We start from the raw sequence: 17193 nt of genomic DNA on the forward strand, positions 1-17193 counted from the left end.
GAGTTTTCCACTGTCGGGAATTCCCCCGGCGCCGTGGCGGTTCGCGTCGATATCCTTTCCGGGAGGCTGCATTACAGCGTTGTCGCCCGCATTGGAGAACCGATGGTGATCGAACAGACCGCACTTCCGGTGGATATCGACGGCGACAGTGTGCTGGTCCGCTATTACGCGGACCTACGCACCGCGGCCCGGCTCTACCGGTCCGAGAACGGAACTCCGAATACACCGGGGCTGCCCATCGATCCGGAGCTTCCCGAGCTGACCGAGCCGCTGGCGCGGTTACTGGGGACCGCTCGCATGCGGATGGTCGGGCTGGGTTCACACGCCGGCCGGGAGCTGCGGCTGCTGGATTTGCGCTGCACCGCGTCCACGCGGACCACGAAAACATTCGCCTCGGTGCTCATCGTGGCCAGGGCGGTGGCCCATATCCAGCGAACCGGCGAACGGGTGATGATCGTGACGCCGACATCGGCGAACAAGGGCACCGCATTGCGCGATGCGGTGCTGCGGGCGATCCGCCTCGGTCTGGTATCGGCCGCGCAGTTGAGCATCGCCGTGGTCGTGCCCGCGGGGTCGCTACCCAAGTTGTGGGCCTCTGAACTATCCGATGATTCGGAGTTGTTGCGGCGCAACCCGATTCTGCTCTACGACGGTGAACGGTCGGACGGAGTCAAGGCGTTGGCCGCCGACTTCGTGCGCGCGGCTGCGGACTCCTTCGAGCGGGATCGGGGCGTCCGACTCTGGTACACAATGGATTTGGCCAATTACATTGTCGCCGACACCGCGCGGGCCTTCTTCGAAGCGGACGTGTCGGGCGCGGCACCAGCGCAGGGGCGACTGCACGCGCATGCCGTATCGAGTGCGTTCGGGCTGCTCGGATACCACCTCGGCAGGCGGGTGCGTCACCCCGAGACCGATCCGGACCATCCGCAATTCCTACTCGTGCAACATTTGCGCACGCCCGATATGGTGACGAGCCTGCTTCGGGCGCGGTCCGACGGCGATATCCCGCCACGCTATGTTCGGGACGAATCCGCGAAAGCGTATGTGCAGCACGATGATCCGCACTTCCCGGCGGTAACCGACAGTCCCACCGAGGATTTGGACAGCACCTTCTACACGCGACGGCCGGCGACGTCGCCGACCATGAACGCGATCATCGAACGGCACGGTGGGGACGGCATCGTGGTGTCGCGGCGGGAATGCCTGGCCCGGTACGACGAGTTGCGGGCCCGCTTGGCCGCAGTGGATATCGCGCTGCCCGCCGCCACCGCCGCACTGCGGGAATGGTCGCTGGTGATGGCCTTGACCGGTGTCATGAACGCCGTCGATCGCGATTTGGTGCCCGCGGGGGCGGAGGTGGTCGTGCACGGCTCGGGCAGCTATTCCACCGACGACTATGTGCCGCTGTCGCAGGCGTGCACCACGCGGGTGCGCACGGCCGCCGATCTCGAGGTGCCGCTCACCAAGGCAGCACTGTGACAACGGAATCCGCGGCGTCGGAGCCGGACGCTCCGCTGGCGGACGAGGCCAGGTACCGCCCGGTGTACGCCGCGGGGGACTGGAGCCCGACGCTCACCGCGATCTGGCAGGAGTGCTACGGCGCGGACCTCCCGGACGGGCTGGAACCGCTGGGCTTCAGTTCCGCGGGGGAACTGGGGTCGTTGAGGCGCTGGCTGGACGTGGGTCCGGGCGATCGCATCGTCGATGTGGGGTGTGGACGCGGCGGACCGGGCCTGTGGATCGCCCGGCACGCCGGGGTCGATCTGGTTGGCGTGGATTTGCTCCCGGAAGCGGTCGCCGCGGCCCAAAAGCGCGCTCCGACACTCTATCCGGGCGGGACCGCGAGTTTCGTCGTCGGGGATTTCCTCGACACCGGGCTGCCGGCGGGCTCGTTCCAGGGCGCCGTGAGCATTGATTCGCTGTGGATGGTCCTCGACAAAGCCGCCGCCATGCGGGAGGTAGCGCGATTGCTCGAGCCGGGGGCGCGCTGGGTGATGTCGACGTGGGAGCCGAGCTATCTGTCCTATACGACGCTGCTGACGGCGGCGGGGTGGGAGGTGCTCACCTGCCGGGAACCCGCGGGCTGGTGTGAGCGCCAGAGCGCGGTGTACGACCGGATTATCGACGCCGAACCGGATTTGGTCGCGGAACTGGGGGCCCAGGCCGCGCAAGTATTGGTTTCGGAGGCACAGACCATGACGCCGACCTTGCGCGACTACCGCAGATTGCTTATCGCGGCACGGCGATAGCTCCGAAGTCCGGAATACCACCCCGCGATCGCGGCACCCGCCACCAGCATTCCCGCACCGAGAAATACGAACCGAGGATCGCCGCCGAGCGCGAGCGTGAGACTACCCGCGACCAACACACCGATCGGATCAACCGCCAGGAACAGCAGTTTCACGGTGCTGGTCACCCGCCCGAGCATATCGTCACGCACCATCAGCTGCCGCTGGGTGCGATTCACCAGGCTCGCGGTGACCAATGCCCAGAGGTAGACTGCGTTCGCCGCCGCCAGCACCGGCCACGTATGCGCCAGACTCATAGCGGCCGTGGCGATTCCGGCGAGCAGAACACCACCGGCGAACACCCGCAGATGTCCGAGCCGATATCCGAACCATGGCGCCGTCAGCGCGCCGACAAGTCCGCCGACACCACCGGCGGCCACCACCACACTCACCAGCGAGGTGGCCAGTCCGAGTGTGTCCTTGGCGTAGAAGAAGAGCAGCTTCTCCACGGCCAGGCCGAAATTCACGACCATCTGCATGGCGGTCAACACCACGAGAATCCGGATCGACAGCAGGTACCGCAATCCGGCACGGAATTCGCGCCGGATATCACCGATTCGCAACGGGGACACCGGTAGCCGCACCGGAGACCGCAGCGACCACACGGCGAGCAGGCTCGCCAGCGAGACCAGGAAGGTAATGGCATCGGCGAGCAACGCCGCATCCAGACCGACCGTGGCCGCCAGCGCACCGACGGTGACCGGCCCGAGTACCAGGGCCAGCTGGCTGCTCACCTCGAGCACCGAGTTGGCCCGGAGCAGATCGCGATCGGCGTAGAGGTCCTTCACCGCCACCGTGATCGCGGTTTCGAAGAACACGTGGCTCGCACCGGCCAGCAGACCCAGCGTGAGCAGCACAGGCACCGTCAGCAGATCGGTTACGGCCAGTGCGTAGAGCGCGGTGAACAGTACGGCACGCAGCGCGTCCATCGCGACGAGCACCCGCCACGGACCGAACCGGTCGACGACGACGCCCGCGGGCACGCCGACACAGAGGTAGCCGATGGTCACCGAGGCCGCCGATATACCGGAAACCACCGGACTGCTGCTCAGCTCGAGCGCCAGCAGCGGCACCACCAACAGGGCGAGCCCGTCGCCCAGCAGTGACACCGCCTGACCACCGAGAAAGAGCCGCAGGTGGCCGGTCGATGCGCGCGCGGGTGGGCGCGTCGTCATACCCGGGGCACGGTCCGCAGCGCCATCGTTTCGGCGATGCGTTCCACACCGGCGACTATGGTGCCACGGTCGAGGCCGAAGTCCACCAGGCAGGCGATCTCGTCGACGCCCATATCCGCCAGTCGTTGTGCCCTGGCCCGGAAGGTATCCGCACCGCCGAGCAGCGCGCTCGATCCCCAGTACCGCGCGAAAGCGAAGTCCATCAGGGTGTCGCGGTCGGCGGCCGTGAGCTGATCCAGATCGAGGTCGCCGAGCACCGCCTTGGCCGCGGATTTGATGATTTCCGAATTCGCCCAGAGGTAGTCGCGGAAGGGTCGCTCCACCACCGCGCGTACCGCGTCGTCGTCACCGGCGCCCAGGTAGGCGTGCACCATGACGGTGACAATGCCCGCGGCCGGGTCGAGGCCGCTCTCCGCGCGTCCGGCGCGATAGGCGACGATCCGCTCTTCCAGTTCGGTCACGTCCAGGTTGATCAGCGCGGTGAGTACGTTGTAGCCCGACCGTCCTGCCGCGGCGAAGGTCGCCGGGTTGGTGGCCGCGGTAAGCCACACCGGTAGTTCCGGCTGGACCGGCCGGGGGAAGGTGCGCAGACGCACCCGCTCACCCAAACCGTCGACGTCATCGATCGATTCGCCGCGCCACAGCTTGCGCACCTTTTCGACACGGTCCAGCAGGATCTGCTGCCTGCGCTCGTAGGCGGCCTGGCTGAAGACGAAGTCCAGCGGCAGGAAGCCCGGCGCGAATCCGAGTCCGACCCGGCCGCCCGAGAGGTTGTCCACGATCGCCCACTCCTCGGCGACCCGTGCCGGATGATGCAGTGGCGCAACAACACTGCCCGCACGTAGGTGAATCCTGTTGGTGCGGGTCGCGATTCCCGCCGCCAGCACCGAGGGGTTCGGAAACAAGTCGCCGAATTGGTGGAAGTGGCGTTCCGGTGTCCAGATCGCGGTGTAGCCGAGTTCGTCGGCGCGCTGCGCGCAGTCGAGGATCAGCCCATAGCGGTCGCCCTCGACGGAGTCGGCGGAGAAGAAGAAGACGCTGAACTGCGGGCCCGACCGCGGTCCGGGCGCGGCGCAGGCCCCCTCGCGCACCGATACCGTCGGTGTCACCGCACATGTCTGGGCCGAAAGTTCGGTGGCAGGTGTCCTCACGGCTGGCCGAGAGGTGGAGACGGCGGTTGCGCGGTCGGCCAGCAGGGTTGTCAGCTGCTCGATACTGGGGTTGTCGACGAATTCGCGCAATGACAGCTCCCGGCCCAGTTCGGCGCGCAACGCCAGTACTGCCTGCACTGCCACCAGCGAATCTCCGCCCGCGTCGAAGAAGTTCGCGGTGTCGTCGAGCGGACGTCCGATCGTATCCGCGTAGGTGGAGCGAACCGCCGCGAGCAGTTCTGCGGTGTCCGAGCGGGACGGTTGGGGGTCGGTCTGTGGTTCTGTAGACACCGGAGTCGCTGCGGCGCGGGATTGCGCGGGTGCTTCGGAGGGCCAATGACGGGTGCGCTGGAACGGGTAGGCAGGCAGGTCGACCGCGACCGACGGCACGTCACTTTCCCACAGCGCCGACCAGTCGACCGGCGCGCCCGCGGTCCATGCCGTTGCCAATGCCGTTGACAGGCAATGGGATTCGGATTCCTGGTCAAGGGGTGCGGGCAGGGCCGCGAGGACCTGCACGCCTTCCGGCCGCGCCGGATCGCGCTGTGCCAGTTTGCTCAACGCCCGGCCGGGCCCTAATTCCACCACCATATTCGGACCCGAGGCGAATACGGTGGCCAAACCTTCGGCGAACCGGACAGTGCGCCGTGTCTGTTCGACCCAGTAGTCCGGACTCGTCGCCTGCTCGTCGGTGATCCAGGTGCCGGTGACATTGGACGCGAAGGGAATGTCGGGTGGCCGCAAGGAGATTCGGGCGAACTGCGCACGCAGGCCGTCGAGGCAGCTGTCGGTCATCCGGCTGTGGAAGGCCCGCGACACCGCCAGGCGTCGGAAGGGGATGCCCGCGTCGGTCAGATCCTCGGCGATCGTGTCGACGACCTCGGCGGACCCGGAAAGCACACAGGATTTCGCGGCGTTGACGGCCGCCAGATCCGCCCCCGCGGCAACGAACCGGGCGGCGTCTTCGGCACTGATGGCGGCGGCGAGCATGGCCCCCGGCGCGAGTTCCTGCATCAGCTCGGCACGGGCGAGCACCAGCCGCGCCGCATCCTCGACGGTCAGCACGCCCGCGATCACCGCCGCGACATATTCGCCGAGGCTGTGGCCGATCATGCTCGCCGGACGCACACCGAGGTGCAGCCAGGTGCGGGCGAGCGCGTATTCGACCGCGAACAGTGCGGGCTGGGCGACCAGCGTGTCGTGCACACGATCCGCTTCGGACAGTTCTGTTTTCAGTGGTCGATCGGAGGCGGCGGCGAGCAGGTCGAGACAATCCCGGTGCGCATCGCGGAAGAATTCGAAGTCGGGCCACAGCCCAGCGCCGAGGCCGGGGTACTGGCCGCCATGACCGGGAAACAGGAACGCCACCTTCGCCTTCGACGCCGCGCGCGTGCCGACGGCCGGGGTGTCGGCGAGTGCCGCCACCAATTCGGAGCGGTTGTGTGCGATCACGAAACGACGGTGCGGCAGTGCACTGCGGCCCACCTGGGTGGTGCGGGCGATATCGCCCGGATCGGTGTCGGGGTTGGTCTCGAGATATGTGCGCAGGTCCTTGGTCCGGGCCGTCAGGGCGGCAGCGGAGTGCGCCGAGAACGTCACGACATGAGACGAACGTTCGGTGCGCGGGCGTGCGGTTTCGGCCCAACCCGCCAGCACCACATGGGCATTGGTGCCGCCGATACCGAGACTGCTTACCCCGCAACGACGCTGCGCGCGCGATCGCGGCCACTCCACCACCGATGCGTTGACCGCGAACGGGGAGCGATCCCATTCGAAGTTCGGGTTGGGCTCCCGGAAATGTACTGTGCCCGGGATGATTCCGTGTTCCAGCGCGTGTACCGCTTTGATGAGGCCGGTCACGCCCGCGGTGGCGTCCAGATGCCCGATATTCGACTTGACCGAACCGAGCAGACAGTCACCGGGTGTCGCCGCACCGTCGCGGTGCCGCCCGAACGCTTCGGCCAACGCCGATACCTCGAGCGGATCACCGATCGGGGTGCCGGTGCCGTGGGCTTCCACGTATCCGATATCGGTACTCGCGACACCCGCACGCTCGAGCGCGCGGGATACGGTCCGCACCTGGCCTTCCCAGCCGGGTGCGGCGTAGCCGACCTTGCGCCGCCCGTCGTTCTCGACCGCGGAACCGAGGATCACCGCGCGAATCGGATTGCCATCGCGGACGGCGTCGGCGACGCGGCGCAGTACCACCGCGGCCACCCCGTTGCCGCCGACCGCACCGGTGGCCGCGGCGTCGAACGGACGGCAGTGCCCATCGGCGGAGATAATGGCGCCGTCCACATGCTCCTGCAGGGTCACCTGCGGAAGGAATACGGTGGCCCCGCCCACCACCGCGACCCCGCAGTCGCCCGCGGCCAGCGCGCGGGCCGCGAGATGCACCGCGACCAGCGACGACGAGCATGCCGTCTGCACGCCGATGCTCGGCCCCTGCAGGTCGAGCTTGTAGGAGGTACGGGTGGCGAGGTAGTCCTTGTCGGTGGCCAACAGGATGCGGTGCTGCTCGGTGGGACTCGCGTGCTGGAATCGGGTGAGCAGGGTCCGCAGCAGATATGTGCTCGGGCTGGCGGAGGCGAAGACTCCGGTCTGCGCGCCATAGCGGTCCGGCGGGCAGCCCGCGTGCTCCAAGGCATGCCATGCGCATTCGAGGAACAGCCGGTGCTGCGGATCGAGGAGTTCGGCCTCGGCCGGTGCGAACTTGAAGAACTCGGCATCGAACAGGTCGATGTCGGCCAGGACACCGTAAGCGTCTGCTGGCGTGCCCGCTGTCGCGGGGACCAGAGACTCCTTGCCCGCCACCAGGTTCTGCCAGAACTCGGCCACGTCGGCGGCACCGGGAAAACGGCCCGCCATACCCACCACCGCGATCGCGTCGTCCACCGTCATCGTGTCCTCCCGTAGAGGTAGTCGGCGAGCTCCGCCACCGTGGGATGACGGAAGAAGCTCATCAGCTCGGTGGTGATGCCCAACTCGGTATCGAGGCGGTCTTTCACCATGAGCAGTTGGAACGACGTTCCGCCCAGGTCGAAGAAGTTGTCATCCGGGCCGACCGCATCGAGATCGAGGATCGCGCACCACATCCGGGTGAGATATGCGGTGATGCCCGCGCAGGTCATATCGGTCAGCGGTTCCACTCGGCGAGCTCCTCCAGCAGGCGGTCGATGAACGAGGCGACGGTCACCGGGTCGAACAGGTCGGTGCTGAACTCCACCACGCCGTCCAAAGCCGGTGTGGTGTCGTGGATCTCCACCGTGAGATCGGTGCGGGCGGTGTGCTGCAGCACCGGATGCGATTCGATATGCGTTGTGCCGAGACGCAATTCGGCGCAGGGGTCGGTCGCGAAAGTCAGTACGGCTTGGAAGAGCGGAGTGCGGCCGAGGTCGCGGGGTGGGCGTACGGCCGCGACGATGCGCTCCAGGGGAAGATCCTGATTCGCGTAGGCGCGCAGCAGGTTTCGCCGGACCCGGTCGAAAAGCTCGGGCCGGTCGGGGGCGCCCGAACAGTCCGCCTTGACCGGAATGGTGTTGACGAAGAATCCGACGACATTGTCGACTGCGGCGGCGCCACGTCCGGATACCGCGGTGCCGACCACGAAACGATCCTGTCCGCCGAGTTCGGCGAGCACCGCCTGGAACGCGGCCATCAGCACCATGTGCACTGTGCCGCCGTACCGCTGGGCCGCCGCACGTATACCCGCTGCGGTGGCCGCGGGGATCACGAAATACTGGGATTGTCCGTGTGCGGTGCGGACGGCCGGTCGCGGTCGATCGGTTGGCAGGTCCAGTGTCAGCGGCCAGTCGGCCAGTTCGGTGCGCCAGAACGACGACTGCCCATCCCACCTTCGCGCCTCGATCATGGCGCGCTGCCATTCCGCGAAATCGCCGTAGCGGATCGCAACCTCCGGCAGTGTGGGCGTCGTATTCGCCTGAAAAGCGTTGTAACAGAGCGACAATTCGCGCAACAGCAGGTCGATGGACCAGCCGTCGGTGATGGCATGGTGCATCGTGACAACCAGTAGATGATCGGTGTCGCCGAATCTCGCGACGGCGATGCGCAGCAACGGGAGCGTTGTCAGGTCGAATGGGGTGGCGGCGACCTGGTCGACGAAATCCGCGGCGGCCGCCTCGGTTATATCGTCGACCCGGATCGATATCCCGAAGTCGGCTTCGATGATCTGTTCCGGAATGCTCCCGGTGTCGGCGAAGCGCGTGCGAAGGACATCGTGCCTTGCCACGATCACCTCGACGGCCCGTTGCAGCGCCGCGAGATCCAATGCACCCCGCACTCTGGCGGCCACCGGCACGGTGTAGGTGGTGCTTTCGGGTTCCAGTCGCTGCATGAACCAGAGACGGTGCTGGCCGTATGAAACGCGGGCGGGAATGCGTGCGGATGGGCCGATCGGTACTGAATCTGGTGCGGCCGCAGTAGGATTCGTGGCCAGCAGCGCGGCGAGTCCGGCGACGGTCGGCGTGCGGAGGAAATCGGCCAGTCCGATACTGCGCCCGGTCCCGGATTCGACCCGGCTCAGCAGCCGAATGGCCTGCAGCGAGTCACCACCGCAGGCGAAAAGGTCGTCGTGCACGCCGACGTAGTCCAGCCCGAGCAACCGCGCCCAGATGTCGGCGACATACCGCTGCAGGTCGGTTCGCGGACCGTCGGCGGCCACCGCGTCGGCGGGAGCGGTTTGCGGTGCTGGGATCGTCGGCGTCGGACGGGCGTTCGTGCAGAGCGCACGATTCAGGCCGGCCCCGATATCGGCCAGCAGTTCGAGCAGTTCGGCCACCCATTGGCAAGCACGTTCATGGTCGATGATGGTGGCGGGTCGAATCAGATAGCCCTGCAAGTGCTTTCCATCGTCGTAGACGATGAGGTCGAGGTCGGAATGGCAGCCGCCGGATGGGGCGATGGCGACGTACTCCAGCTCGACGTCGGGCAGGCGGAGTTCGGCGAGTGGGTGCGGGCCGTAGGTGAGGATGGTCTGGAACAGCGGAGTGCGCGCCGGATCCCGCGGTGGGCGCACGGCGTCCACGATGCGCTCCAGTGGGAGCTCTTGATTGGCGTAGGCGCGCAGCAGCCGTTCCCGGACCCGGCCGAACAGCTCCGAAAATGTCGGCCGACCCGAACAATCCGCCGTGACGGGAACGGTGTTGACGAAGAATCCGATCAGGTTCTCCACCGCCGCCGGGCTGCGGCCGGACACCGCCGTGCCGACGACGAACCGGTCCTGACTGGCGATGTCGGCGAGCAGCGCCTGGAACGCGGCCATCAGGGCCATATGCACTGTGCCGCCGAGTCGGCGCGCCGCCTCCCGAATGCCCGCGGCGGTCGGCGCGGGCACCAGGAACGGAATCGCTTCGCCCGCCGATGACCGCACCGATGGCCGTGGCTGGTCGGTCGGCAAATCCAACACGAGCGGCACGTCCGCGAGTTCGGCGCGCCAGAAGTCGGCCTGATCCGCCCACCGGCCCGCCGCGACCGTATCCTGCTGCCATTCGGCGTAATCGCCGTACTGCACTGTCAGTTCGGGCGGATTCGGGATCACACCCGCGCGAATCGCGACATAGCTGTCGGAAAGTTCGCGCAGCAGCACGCCGTACGACCAGCCGTCGGTAATGGCATGGTGCATGGTGATCACCAGCAGGTGATCACGATCGGCGAAACGGGCGATGGCCATGCGCAGCAGCGGCGCGACCGTCGGATCGAACGGGGTGGTCGCGACCCGGTCCAGGAAGTGCGGGGCAGCCGATTCGGGGATCGCTTCGACCTCGACGCGTACCCGGCAGGTGTCGAGGACCACCTGTTCCAGCGCCCCGCCGCGAGCGGCGAGACAGGTACGCAGCGTGTCGTGCCGCCCCACCACCACATCGACTGCCTGCTGCCACGCAGCGGGATCGAAGGTCCCGCGCAGGCGTATCGCCAAGGGCACGTTGGCGATCGGGCTCGCGGGCTCCAGGCACTCGGCGTACCACAGCCGACGCTGGCCGAAAGACGCCGCATAGACTGCCACGCCCTGTTCGGTGATGTCGCCGCTCATGTCATGGCCACCAGCACGCGCCGCGCGCCGCGATACGGCATGCGGCCGTGCGCGGCCACCATATTGTCGACCACCATCAGATCGCCGCGCTGCCACGGGATGGTGAGGGCACATTCCCGGTAGATCTGGTCGATGTGTTCGAGATCGTCTGCGGCCAGTGGACTGCCGTCGCCGTGATAGGCGTTGCGGGGGAGATCACCGTCGGGATAGCTCAGCAGCAGTGCCTCACGGATCTCCTCGTCCAGCGCCGACACGTGGAACAAGTGGGCCTGGTTGAACCACACCGTGCTGCCGGAAGCCGCCTCGGTACGCCAGGTCGGCCGGTGGAATCGGGTTCGCAGTACCGGGCCGTCCCATTCGCATTGCTGGCCGTGGCGGGCGCAATACTCCTCGACTTCGGACCGCGAATCGGTCTGGAACGCCTCCTGCCAGCCCAGTCCCAATTCGTCACGGTAGGTGCGGGTGTAGACGATGCCGTCGGCGAACCGCGTGCGGACATCGGTGTCTATCCGGTCGAATACCACGCGACTGTCGGCGACCGGCGTCGCACCGCCGTGCTGTGCGGGTGCGGCGCAGAAGAAGAACAGCAGCGCGGGCCAGACGTCGGCGTAGGAGTTCTCGTTGTGCAGCGGAATCCGTTGGTCCGCAGGATATTCCGTGGATGTGTAGATGTTGCCGTCGACGTGGGACCGGGGCGTGGACCGGTCGCGGTAGGGCAGCGGATCCCCGCCGACGGCCGCGACGATCTGCCCGAAGAGCTCGAGGTCCACGGTGATGTTGCGCAGCAGCACCACTCCGAATCGGGCCAGCTCGTGCCGGATCTGCGCGCGGTGGCGCCGGGCCCACTCGGGGATGTCGAGCAGGTCGTCCGGGAGCGGATAGATCGCTGCCGAGGTGCGCCCGTTGGTTTCCACGGTGCCCGCAACGGGACCGAGGTGGGCTGGTTCGGTGGGCAGCGTCCATGCCATGTCGTCTCCTCAGTGCCGGGCCGGGCGGAAGGGGCGATCGAGCAATCTGCGCGCTGTCCGGTGGCTCAGCACGTCGGTGAGGGTGAAGTCCACCCCGCTGCGGCGGGCTCGGGTCACCAGGCGCGCGGCGGCCAGGCTGGTGCCGCCGAGGGCGAAGAAATCGTCGTCGACACCGACCTCTTCGAGTTCGAGCAGCTCCGCCATGAGCTCACACACGAGCTGTTCGGTGGGCGTCTGCGGTGCTGTCGACGAATCCGTTTGCCGCCCAGCGTTTTCCGATGGTTCTGGAAGTGCGGCGTAGTCGATCTTGCCGTTCGGGGTGAGAGGAAACGCCTCGAGCAGCACGATGGTCGTCGGGACCAGGTGTCCCGGAAGCCGATCGGCCAGGTAATCCCGCAGCGCGGCAGCGGTCGGGATAGCGCCCGGTGCCGGTGTCGCGTACGCGATGAGCGCTGTGCCCGCGGATCCGTCCTCGCGGGCTACCACCGCGGCTCGAGCCACGTCGGGGGCGCGGGTGAGCATATCGGCGATTTCGCCCGGCTCGACCCGAAAACCGTTGATGGCCAACTGGTCATCGATCCGTCCCGCGAACTCGAGCAGCTCATCGTCTCGGCGGCGGATACGGTCGCCGCTGCGGTACATCCGAGTGCCGGGCGGCCCGAACGGGTCGGCCACGAAGGCGGCGGCCGTGAGTCCGGGCCTGCGCAGATAGCCGCGCGCGAGTTGCGGCCCGGCGATATACAACTCACCCTCGCCGACCGGATCGAGTCGGGAATCGAGCACGTACAGCCGGGTGCCCTGGGTGGCCAGGCCGATGGGGACCGGCCCAGGTTCGAGTGCATCGCCGGGCGCCACCCGATGAACACAACAACCCACCGCGGCCTCGGTCGGCCCGTACTCGTTGACGACGGCAGCGGTGGGATTCTCCCGTCGCCAGTCGGCGAGCATCGCACCGGTGAGCGCTTCACCGCCGACTATCAGGTCCGCGGTGGGCGCACAGTGCGGGAATGCGGAGCGCAACAGCGGCAGGTGCGCGGGAGTCACCTTGAGGAAGGACGGTATGGCGTGGACTTCGCCGCGGTCGTCGAGGGATGCGATATCCAGCGTTCCCCCCGCGACCAGCGGACCGAACAGACTTGTCACCGCCATATCGAACGCCGGCGAGGAGTGCACCCGCACCACACCGGCGAGGCCCGGATACGACGTCACCGCCCACTGCAAATACGTTGCCAGGGCACCGTGTTCGATGACAACGCCCTTGGGTTCGCCTGTGGAACCGGACGTGTGGATGACGTACGCGGCATCCTGTGGCGCTGGGTCGAGCAGCGGATTGTCGGGCAGCTCCTCGTCGGCGGACGCCACGCCCACCGGGACCGCGGAAGCTCGTTCGGCCAGCGACGGCGGGCTGTGTCGATCGACCAGAACGAGTTTCGGGTCCGCTGCCCGCAGCAGCGTCTCGGTACGCAGCGGCGGATCGGTCACGGCCAGCGGCAGAAAGCTCGCCCCGCTCTTGACGATCGCGAGCAACGCGATGACCAGATCGACGGAATTGTCGAGATACACCCCGACGAGGTGGCCACGGCGCACTCCGTGGCGGTGCAGCGCCCGGGCCTGGCGGGTGGAGATGTCGTCGAGCTGGCGGTAGCTGAGTCGGCCGTGGGGGTGGACGACAGCCGTGGCGTCGCCGATCAGGTGTACCCGCTCGCGGAACAGTTCTGCGACAGTGGATGTGCCGGTCGCCATGTCATCCCCTACCTTCCGGCCGCATCGCGTTCAGGACCAGGCGTGCGACCTCGGGTGTGCGCAACAGATCGCGGCGGCCGATCGCGGTGGGGATGCGATGCGCGGTGAAACCCGGTTCCCCGTCGTCTTCCACCGAGAGCACGGCGGTCGCCGACGACCACTGCGGCTGCGGCGCCATGGTCGACGCCGCCCGCAGATACGCGGTGTACGAGGCGAACACATCGATCAGCTCGGCGCCGACATCCGGTGCGATTCCGACACGTTCGAAGGCATCGTGCGCGGCGTCGCGATAGAGCGCCAGTAGCCGATCGAGGATGTCGGGAATATCGCGCGGCCACTCCCGCAGCAGGCTATTCGCCTCGCCGATGAGGTCGTCTCGTTCAGCGGCCGACAGCGGGGACAGCGCAGTCAGGGTGGTGCTCATGTCACGGAACACCGAATCCTTGGTGGGCCGACCGGGATTGAACAACACGGTGGCGGGTCGAGGGCCCTGCTGGCGCGCCACCTCATCGGCCAGCGCGGAGGCGAATACGCTGCCCGCGCAATAACCGAGCACCGCATCGATCTCCGCTCCGGCGCCGGCGAGGCGGTCCCACCACCACGCGGTGTAGGCCGCACCCGAGGCCGTGTCGGCGACGCTCGCGGGCGGCTGGGCGGTCAGCCAGACCGTCACCGGTTCGGGCAGCTGCGCCGCGAGTTCACGAAACCCGGCTTCACCGCGGCTGCTGAGGTCGAAATCCACTGCCACCACAAGGAATTCGCCGGTACCCGGTCCGAGGTCGATGAAACCCGGTGGGAGGATGCCACTGTGTCGGGCGGTTGCCGATGAATCTGACCCCACGTAGACGCTCCGTTGCAGCGAGGGCTGGGTCCCGCAAGTAAACCCGATCGCATGGGTCGCCGGCGTCTGTCCGGTATTCCCGATCATGGGGACATGTCGAATATCGCTGGCACGCAGGGCATTCGGCTGCCAACGGACAGCTAGAACGTGAATGCGTATGCGCCGCTGGTGATTCCCTACGACCTGGAGGTGCACACGATGCTCGGCTTCTGTACCTCGTGAGCTGATCCCGACACGAACTCCTGCGGAAACTGGTCGATCGAGGACGCCGAAAAGAAGTTCCGATCGAGCCCGGCCCGCGGATTCGTCCGCGCGCGGGATCGGTTGCCGTAGCGTCGATCACGGCGCGCCGGTCCGCGAAACCGAACGGTATCGATCGAGATATTCGGAAGTTGTTATGCGCGAACAGGTTTCGTGCCGAGTCCGGTCTGCCGAATGAGATCTCGGCCTTGCTCTGGACCAGCGGCGTTGCGACTGCCGGCATTTCGAGTGCGGTCATCGCGCGGATGACCCGGCTGCAGCAGCAGGGTCAGCGGTGCATGTATCCCAGCGTGAACGATGCGTCGTCGAGTCGTGGGGCGATCGACTCCCCGCCGAGCGCCTGCCGCAATATCGCTTGTTCGTCCTGAATGACGTGCATTACGGCGTTGATCAGCGCGAGGTGGGTGAACGCCTGGGGGAAATTGCCCCAGTGCCGACCGGTCCGGGGGTCGATCTCCTCGGCGTAGAGGCCCAGGGGGCTGGCGTAGGCGAGCAGTTTCTCGCACAGCTGTTTGGCTCGTGTCTTCTCACCGATTTCCGACAGCGCCGAGACCAGCCAGAACGAGCAGATCGTGAAGGCACCTTCTTCCCCCGCGCAGCCATCGTCGGTTTCACCGACGCGGTAGCGCAATACGAGGCCGTCCTCGGTCAGTTCGTCGGCGATGGCCAACACCGTGTTGCGCACCCGGTCGTCGTCTGGTGGCAGGAAGCGAACCAGCGGGATGAGCAGCGTCGAGGCATCCAGCGCCGTGCTGCCGTAGTACTGGGTGAACACCTGCCGGGAATCGAGGGCGTGCGTGCATATGTCGGCGTGGATTTCGTCTGCGGCCTTTTGCCAGCGATGCGCGCGTTCGAAGTCCTGGTGGATGCGCGCCAGCCGGGCGCCACGATCGGCGGCAACCCAGCACATCACCTTGCTGGAGGTGAAATGCTGGGGCTGCCCGCGTACTTCCCAGATGCCATGGTCGGGCTCGCGCCAGTAGGTGAGAGCGCTTTTGACCGCCCGGCTCAGCACCAACCAGGCTCGCGCGTCGATTCGGTCCTGGTTGCGCGCGTAGAGATAGACCGCGTCCAGCGCGGCACCCCACACATCGTGCTGGCGTTGCCGGTACGCGCCGTTGCCGATGCGCACGGGGCGGGCATTTTCGTAGCCGCGCAGGTGGGTGAGGGTCTGCTCGGTGAGGTCGCTTTCGCCGCCGATGCCGTAGACGATCTGCATATCCCGGACGTCTTCGGTCAAACCGATGATGTAGGAGAAGAAGTCGTTGGCCTCCCAGCTGAAACCCAGCGTGTACAGGCCCCACAGCGCAAAGGCGGAGTCGCGTATCCACGAGTAGCGATAGTCCCAATTACGTTGTCCGCCTGGTGTTTCGGGTAATGACGTGGTGGCGGCGGCGCTGATGGCGCCGGTGGGCGCGAAGGTCAGACCCTTGAGGGTCAGCGCGCTGCGGGTGAGCTGGGCAGCCCAGGGATGGTCCGGAAACCGCCCACCGGCCAGCCAGTGCCGCCAATGATGGATGGTCCGCAGCAGCCGCGCGTCGGCCTCGTCGACGGCGCGCGGCGCGTCACGACTACCCCAGGAGAGCGCGCAAAAGCGTGTGTCGCCCGCCTTCAGCAGGGTGCGGGCCAGCGCATGGGTCCCTTCCAGCCCCAAGCGCATGTCGGTGCTCAGCGTCAGCTGCAGATCGATCCCGTCGGCGCCGGCCTGCGCGGTGTAGTAACTGTCGAGGTACTCCCAATGCGCGCGATGCCTGCCGTAGTCGAAGGACGGCTGGCAATCGAGCACGAACTGGATTTGCCCGGTCTCACAGTGCACCGTCCGCAGCAGGATGTGCTCGGCGTCGTAGTCGGTGGGGGTTCGACAATGGGCGCTACGGCCGGGTACCTGGTGTCGCCAGGGTCCGACCAGCAGCACATCGCGGACCGTCGCCCACCCCTCGCCGCTGCGCCAACTGGTCTCCATGACCATCGTGCCGGGGACGTAACGGCGATCGGTGGGCACCATGTAGTCGGCGGGGGCGAACCGGAACGAACCAGCGGAACGATCGAGCATGGCCGCGAAGACACTGGGGGAGTCCATGCGGGGTAGACACATCCATTCGACGGCTCCGCTGGGCGCGATGAGCGCGGTGACCTCGCAGTCGGAGATGAAACCGTAGTCGTCGATGCGTGGGAACGCCGTCGGCCGCGGCATGGGTTCGCTGTCGTCGTCCATGTGTCGCTCCATCGTCGTCTCGGCGCTGAACTCTGAAAGCGATACGGGCTGAGTATGCACCGAAACGACTGTGCTCGGCGACGTTATGTCAATGCCGGCCCTCTGGCCACCAGCGGCGGCGGGATCAGTTTCGTCCAGAATTCGCGGCGGACCGCATCCCACAGCCTCGTCAGTTCCGGAAGCAGTTCTCGCGCACGCGCGAGATCCGGGTAGCTGCTGGGGCAGAAGGATGCCACTGGCGAAGCGTCGGATGCTTTGTGCACGGCGACGATCGCGATCACATGATGCTGAACCATGCGCCACGTCACACACAGTCCGTCGACTTCCGTATGGCAGGTCGGGCTCTCGGACATGGGGAATTCCTGTTTCGATCGTGACGTCGGCGCGTCGCGGTGTATCCGGGTGGGGCAGTTCACGTTGCTCTTAACCTAAGACATTAGATTTCATAGTTCAAGAGGTGTACATAAAACTTTATAGTTCATATTTCAATTGTTAAATG

The 17193-nt window shown here is 66.8% G+C and carries 11 protein-coding genes; 2 read left to right on the plus strand and 9 right to left on the minus strand.

All coding sequences use genetic code 11. The annotated features are described in order from the left end of the window. Nucleotides 1-102 precede the first annotated feature (102 nt). Together ACQPYR_RS23355 and ACQPYR_RS23360 are read left to right on the plus strand one after the other, a co-directional pair. A complete protein-coding gene (locus ACQPYR_RS23355; RefSeq protein WP_433621083.1) occupies nucleotides 103-1482 on the plus strand; it encodes a DUF6002 family protein in 1380 nt (459 codons plus the stop codon). Beyond that, nucleotides 1479-2252, plus strand: a complete 774-nt coding sequence (locus ACQPYR_RS23360) for a class I SAM-dependent methyltransferase (protein WP_433621084.1) — start codon at nucleotides 1479-1481, stop codon at nucleotides 2250-2252. Before ACQPYR_RS23355 ends, ACQPYR_RS23360 begins: the two co-directional genes overlap by 4 nt. On the opposite strand, the gene ACQPYR_RS23365 is transcribed toward ACQPYR_RS23360, so the two are convergent. The 9 genes from ACQPYR_RS23365 to ACQPYR_RS23405 form a co-directional block, all read right to left on the minus strand. Then, the gene (locus ACQPYR_RS23365) at nucleotides 2219-3466 is read right to left on the minus strand and encodes an MFS transporter (RefSeq protein ID WP_433621085.1); all 1248 of its coding nucleotides are present in this window, start codon (nucleotides 3464-3466) and stop codon (nucleotides 2219-2221) included. The genes ACQPYR_RS23360 and ACQPYR_RS23365 overlap by 34 nt on opposite strands. Beyond that, nucleotides 3463-7518 (minus strand): type I polyketide synthase, encoded by a 4056-nt coding sequence (locus tag ACQPYR_RS23370; RefSeq protein WP_433621086.1) that lies wholly within the window; start codon nucleotides 7516-7518, stop codon nucleotides 3463-3465. The genes ACQPYR_RS23365 and ACQPYR_RS23370 overlap by 4 nt, the downstream gene beginning before the upstream one ends. Continuing rightward, nucleotides 7515-7766: an acyl carrier protein gene (locus ACQPYR_RS23375; protein WP_433621088.1), complete on the minus strand. Its 252-nt coding sequence runs from the start codon at nucleotides 7764-7766 to the stop codon at nucleotides 7515-7517. Before ACQPYR_RS23375 ends, ACQPYR_RS23370 begins: the two co-directional genes overlap by 4 nt. Continuing rightward, the gene (locus tag ACQPYR_RS23380) at nucleotides 7754-10666 is read right to left on the minus strand and encodes a condensation domain-containing protein (RefSeq protein ID WP_433621089.1); all 2913 of its coding nucleotides are present in this window, start codon (nucleotides 10664-10666) and stop codon (nucleotides 7754-7756) included. Before ACQPYR_RS23380 ends, ACQPYR_RS23375 begins: the two co-directional genes overlap by 13 nt. Continuing rightward, nucleotides 10663-11634 carry a TauD/TfdA family dioxygenase gene (locus ACQPYR_RS23385; RefSeq protein WP_433621090.1) on the minus strand — a complete coding sequence of 324 codons (972 nt, stop codon included), beginning with the start codon at nucleotides 11632-11634 and terminating at the stop codon, nucleotides 10663-10665. The genes ACQPYR_RS23380 and ACQPYR_RS23385 overlap by 4 nt, the downstream gene beginning before the upstream one ends. Nucleotides 11635-11643: 9 nt before the next feature. Next, nucleotides 11644-13377, minus strand: a complete 1734-nt coding sequence (locus tag ACQPYR_RS23390; protein ID WP_433621091.1) for a non-ribosomal peptide synthetase — start codon at nucleotides 13375-13377, stop codon at nucleotides 11644-11646. A 1-nt stretch (nucleotide 13378) separates the two neighbouring features. Continuing rightward, nucleotides 13379-14218: a hypothetical protein gene (locus ACQPYR_RS23395; protein ID WP_433621092.1), complete on the minus strand. Its 840-nt coding sequence runs from the start codon at nucleotides 14216-14218 to the stop codon at nucleotides 13379-13381. A gap of 529 nt (nucleotides 14219-14747) precedes the next feature. Then, nucleotides 14748-16694: a glycoside hydrolase family 15 protein gene (locus tag ACQPYR_RS23400; RefSeq protein ID WP_433621093.1), complete on the minus strand. Its 1947-nt coding sequence runs from the start codon at nucleotides 16692-16694 to the stop codon at nucleotides 14748-14750. An 83-nt stretch (nucleotides 16695-16777) separates the two neighbouring features. Continuing rightward, nucleotides 16778-17047: a hypothetical protein gene (locus tag ACQPYR_RS23405; RefSeq protein ID WP_433621094.1), complete on the minus strand. Its 270-nt coding sequence runs from the start codon at nucleotides 17045-17047 to the stop codon at nucleotides 16778-16780. Between the last annotated feature and the right edge of the window lie 146 nt (nucleotides 17048-17193).

The organism is Nocardia sp. CA-120079 (assembly GCF_050955745.1).
Taxonomy (GTDB): domain Bacteria; phylum Actinomycetota; class Actinomycetes; order Mycobacteriales; family Mycobacteriaceae; genus Nocardia.

Coding starts and splice junctions, on each gene's coding strand:
- ACQPYR_RS23355 (WP_433621083.1), top strand. CDS start 103: ATGGTGATCGAACAGACCGCACTTCCGGTGGATATCGACGGCGACAGT.
- ACQPYR_RS23365 (WP_433621085.1), bottom strand. CDS start 3,466: ATGACGACGCGCCCACCCGCGCGCGCATCGACCGGCCACCTGCGGCTC.
- ACQPYR_RS23370 (WP_433621086.1), bottom strand. CDS start 7,518: ATGACGGTGGACGACGCGATCGCGGTGGTGGGTATGGCGGGCCGTTTT.
- ACQPYR_RS23380 (WP_433621089.1), bottom strand. CDS start 10,666: ATGAGCGGCGACATCACCGAACAGGGCGTGGCAGTCTATGCGGCGTCT.
- ACQPYR_RS23385 (WP_433621090.1), bottom strand. CDS start 11,634: ATGGCATGGACGCTGCCCACCGAACCAGCCCACCTCGGTCCCGTTGCG.
- ACQPYR_RS23390 (WP_433621091.1), bottom strand. CDS start 13,377: ATGGCGACCGGCACATCCACTGTCGCAGAACTGTTCCGCGAGCGGGTA.
- ACQPYR_RS23400 (WP_433621093.1), bottom strand. CDS start 16,694: ATGGACGACGACAGCGAACCCATGCCGCGGCCGACGGCGTTCCCACGC.
- ACQPYR_RS23405 (WP_433621094.1), bottom strand. CDS start 17,047: ATGTCCGAGAGCCCGACCTGCCATACGGAAGTCGACGGACTGTGTGTG.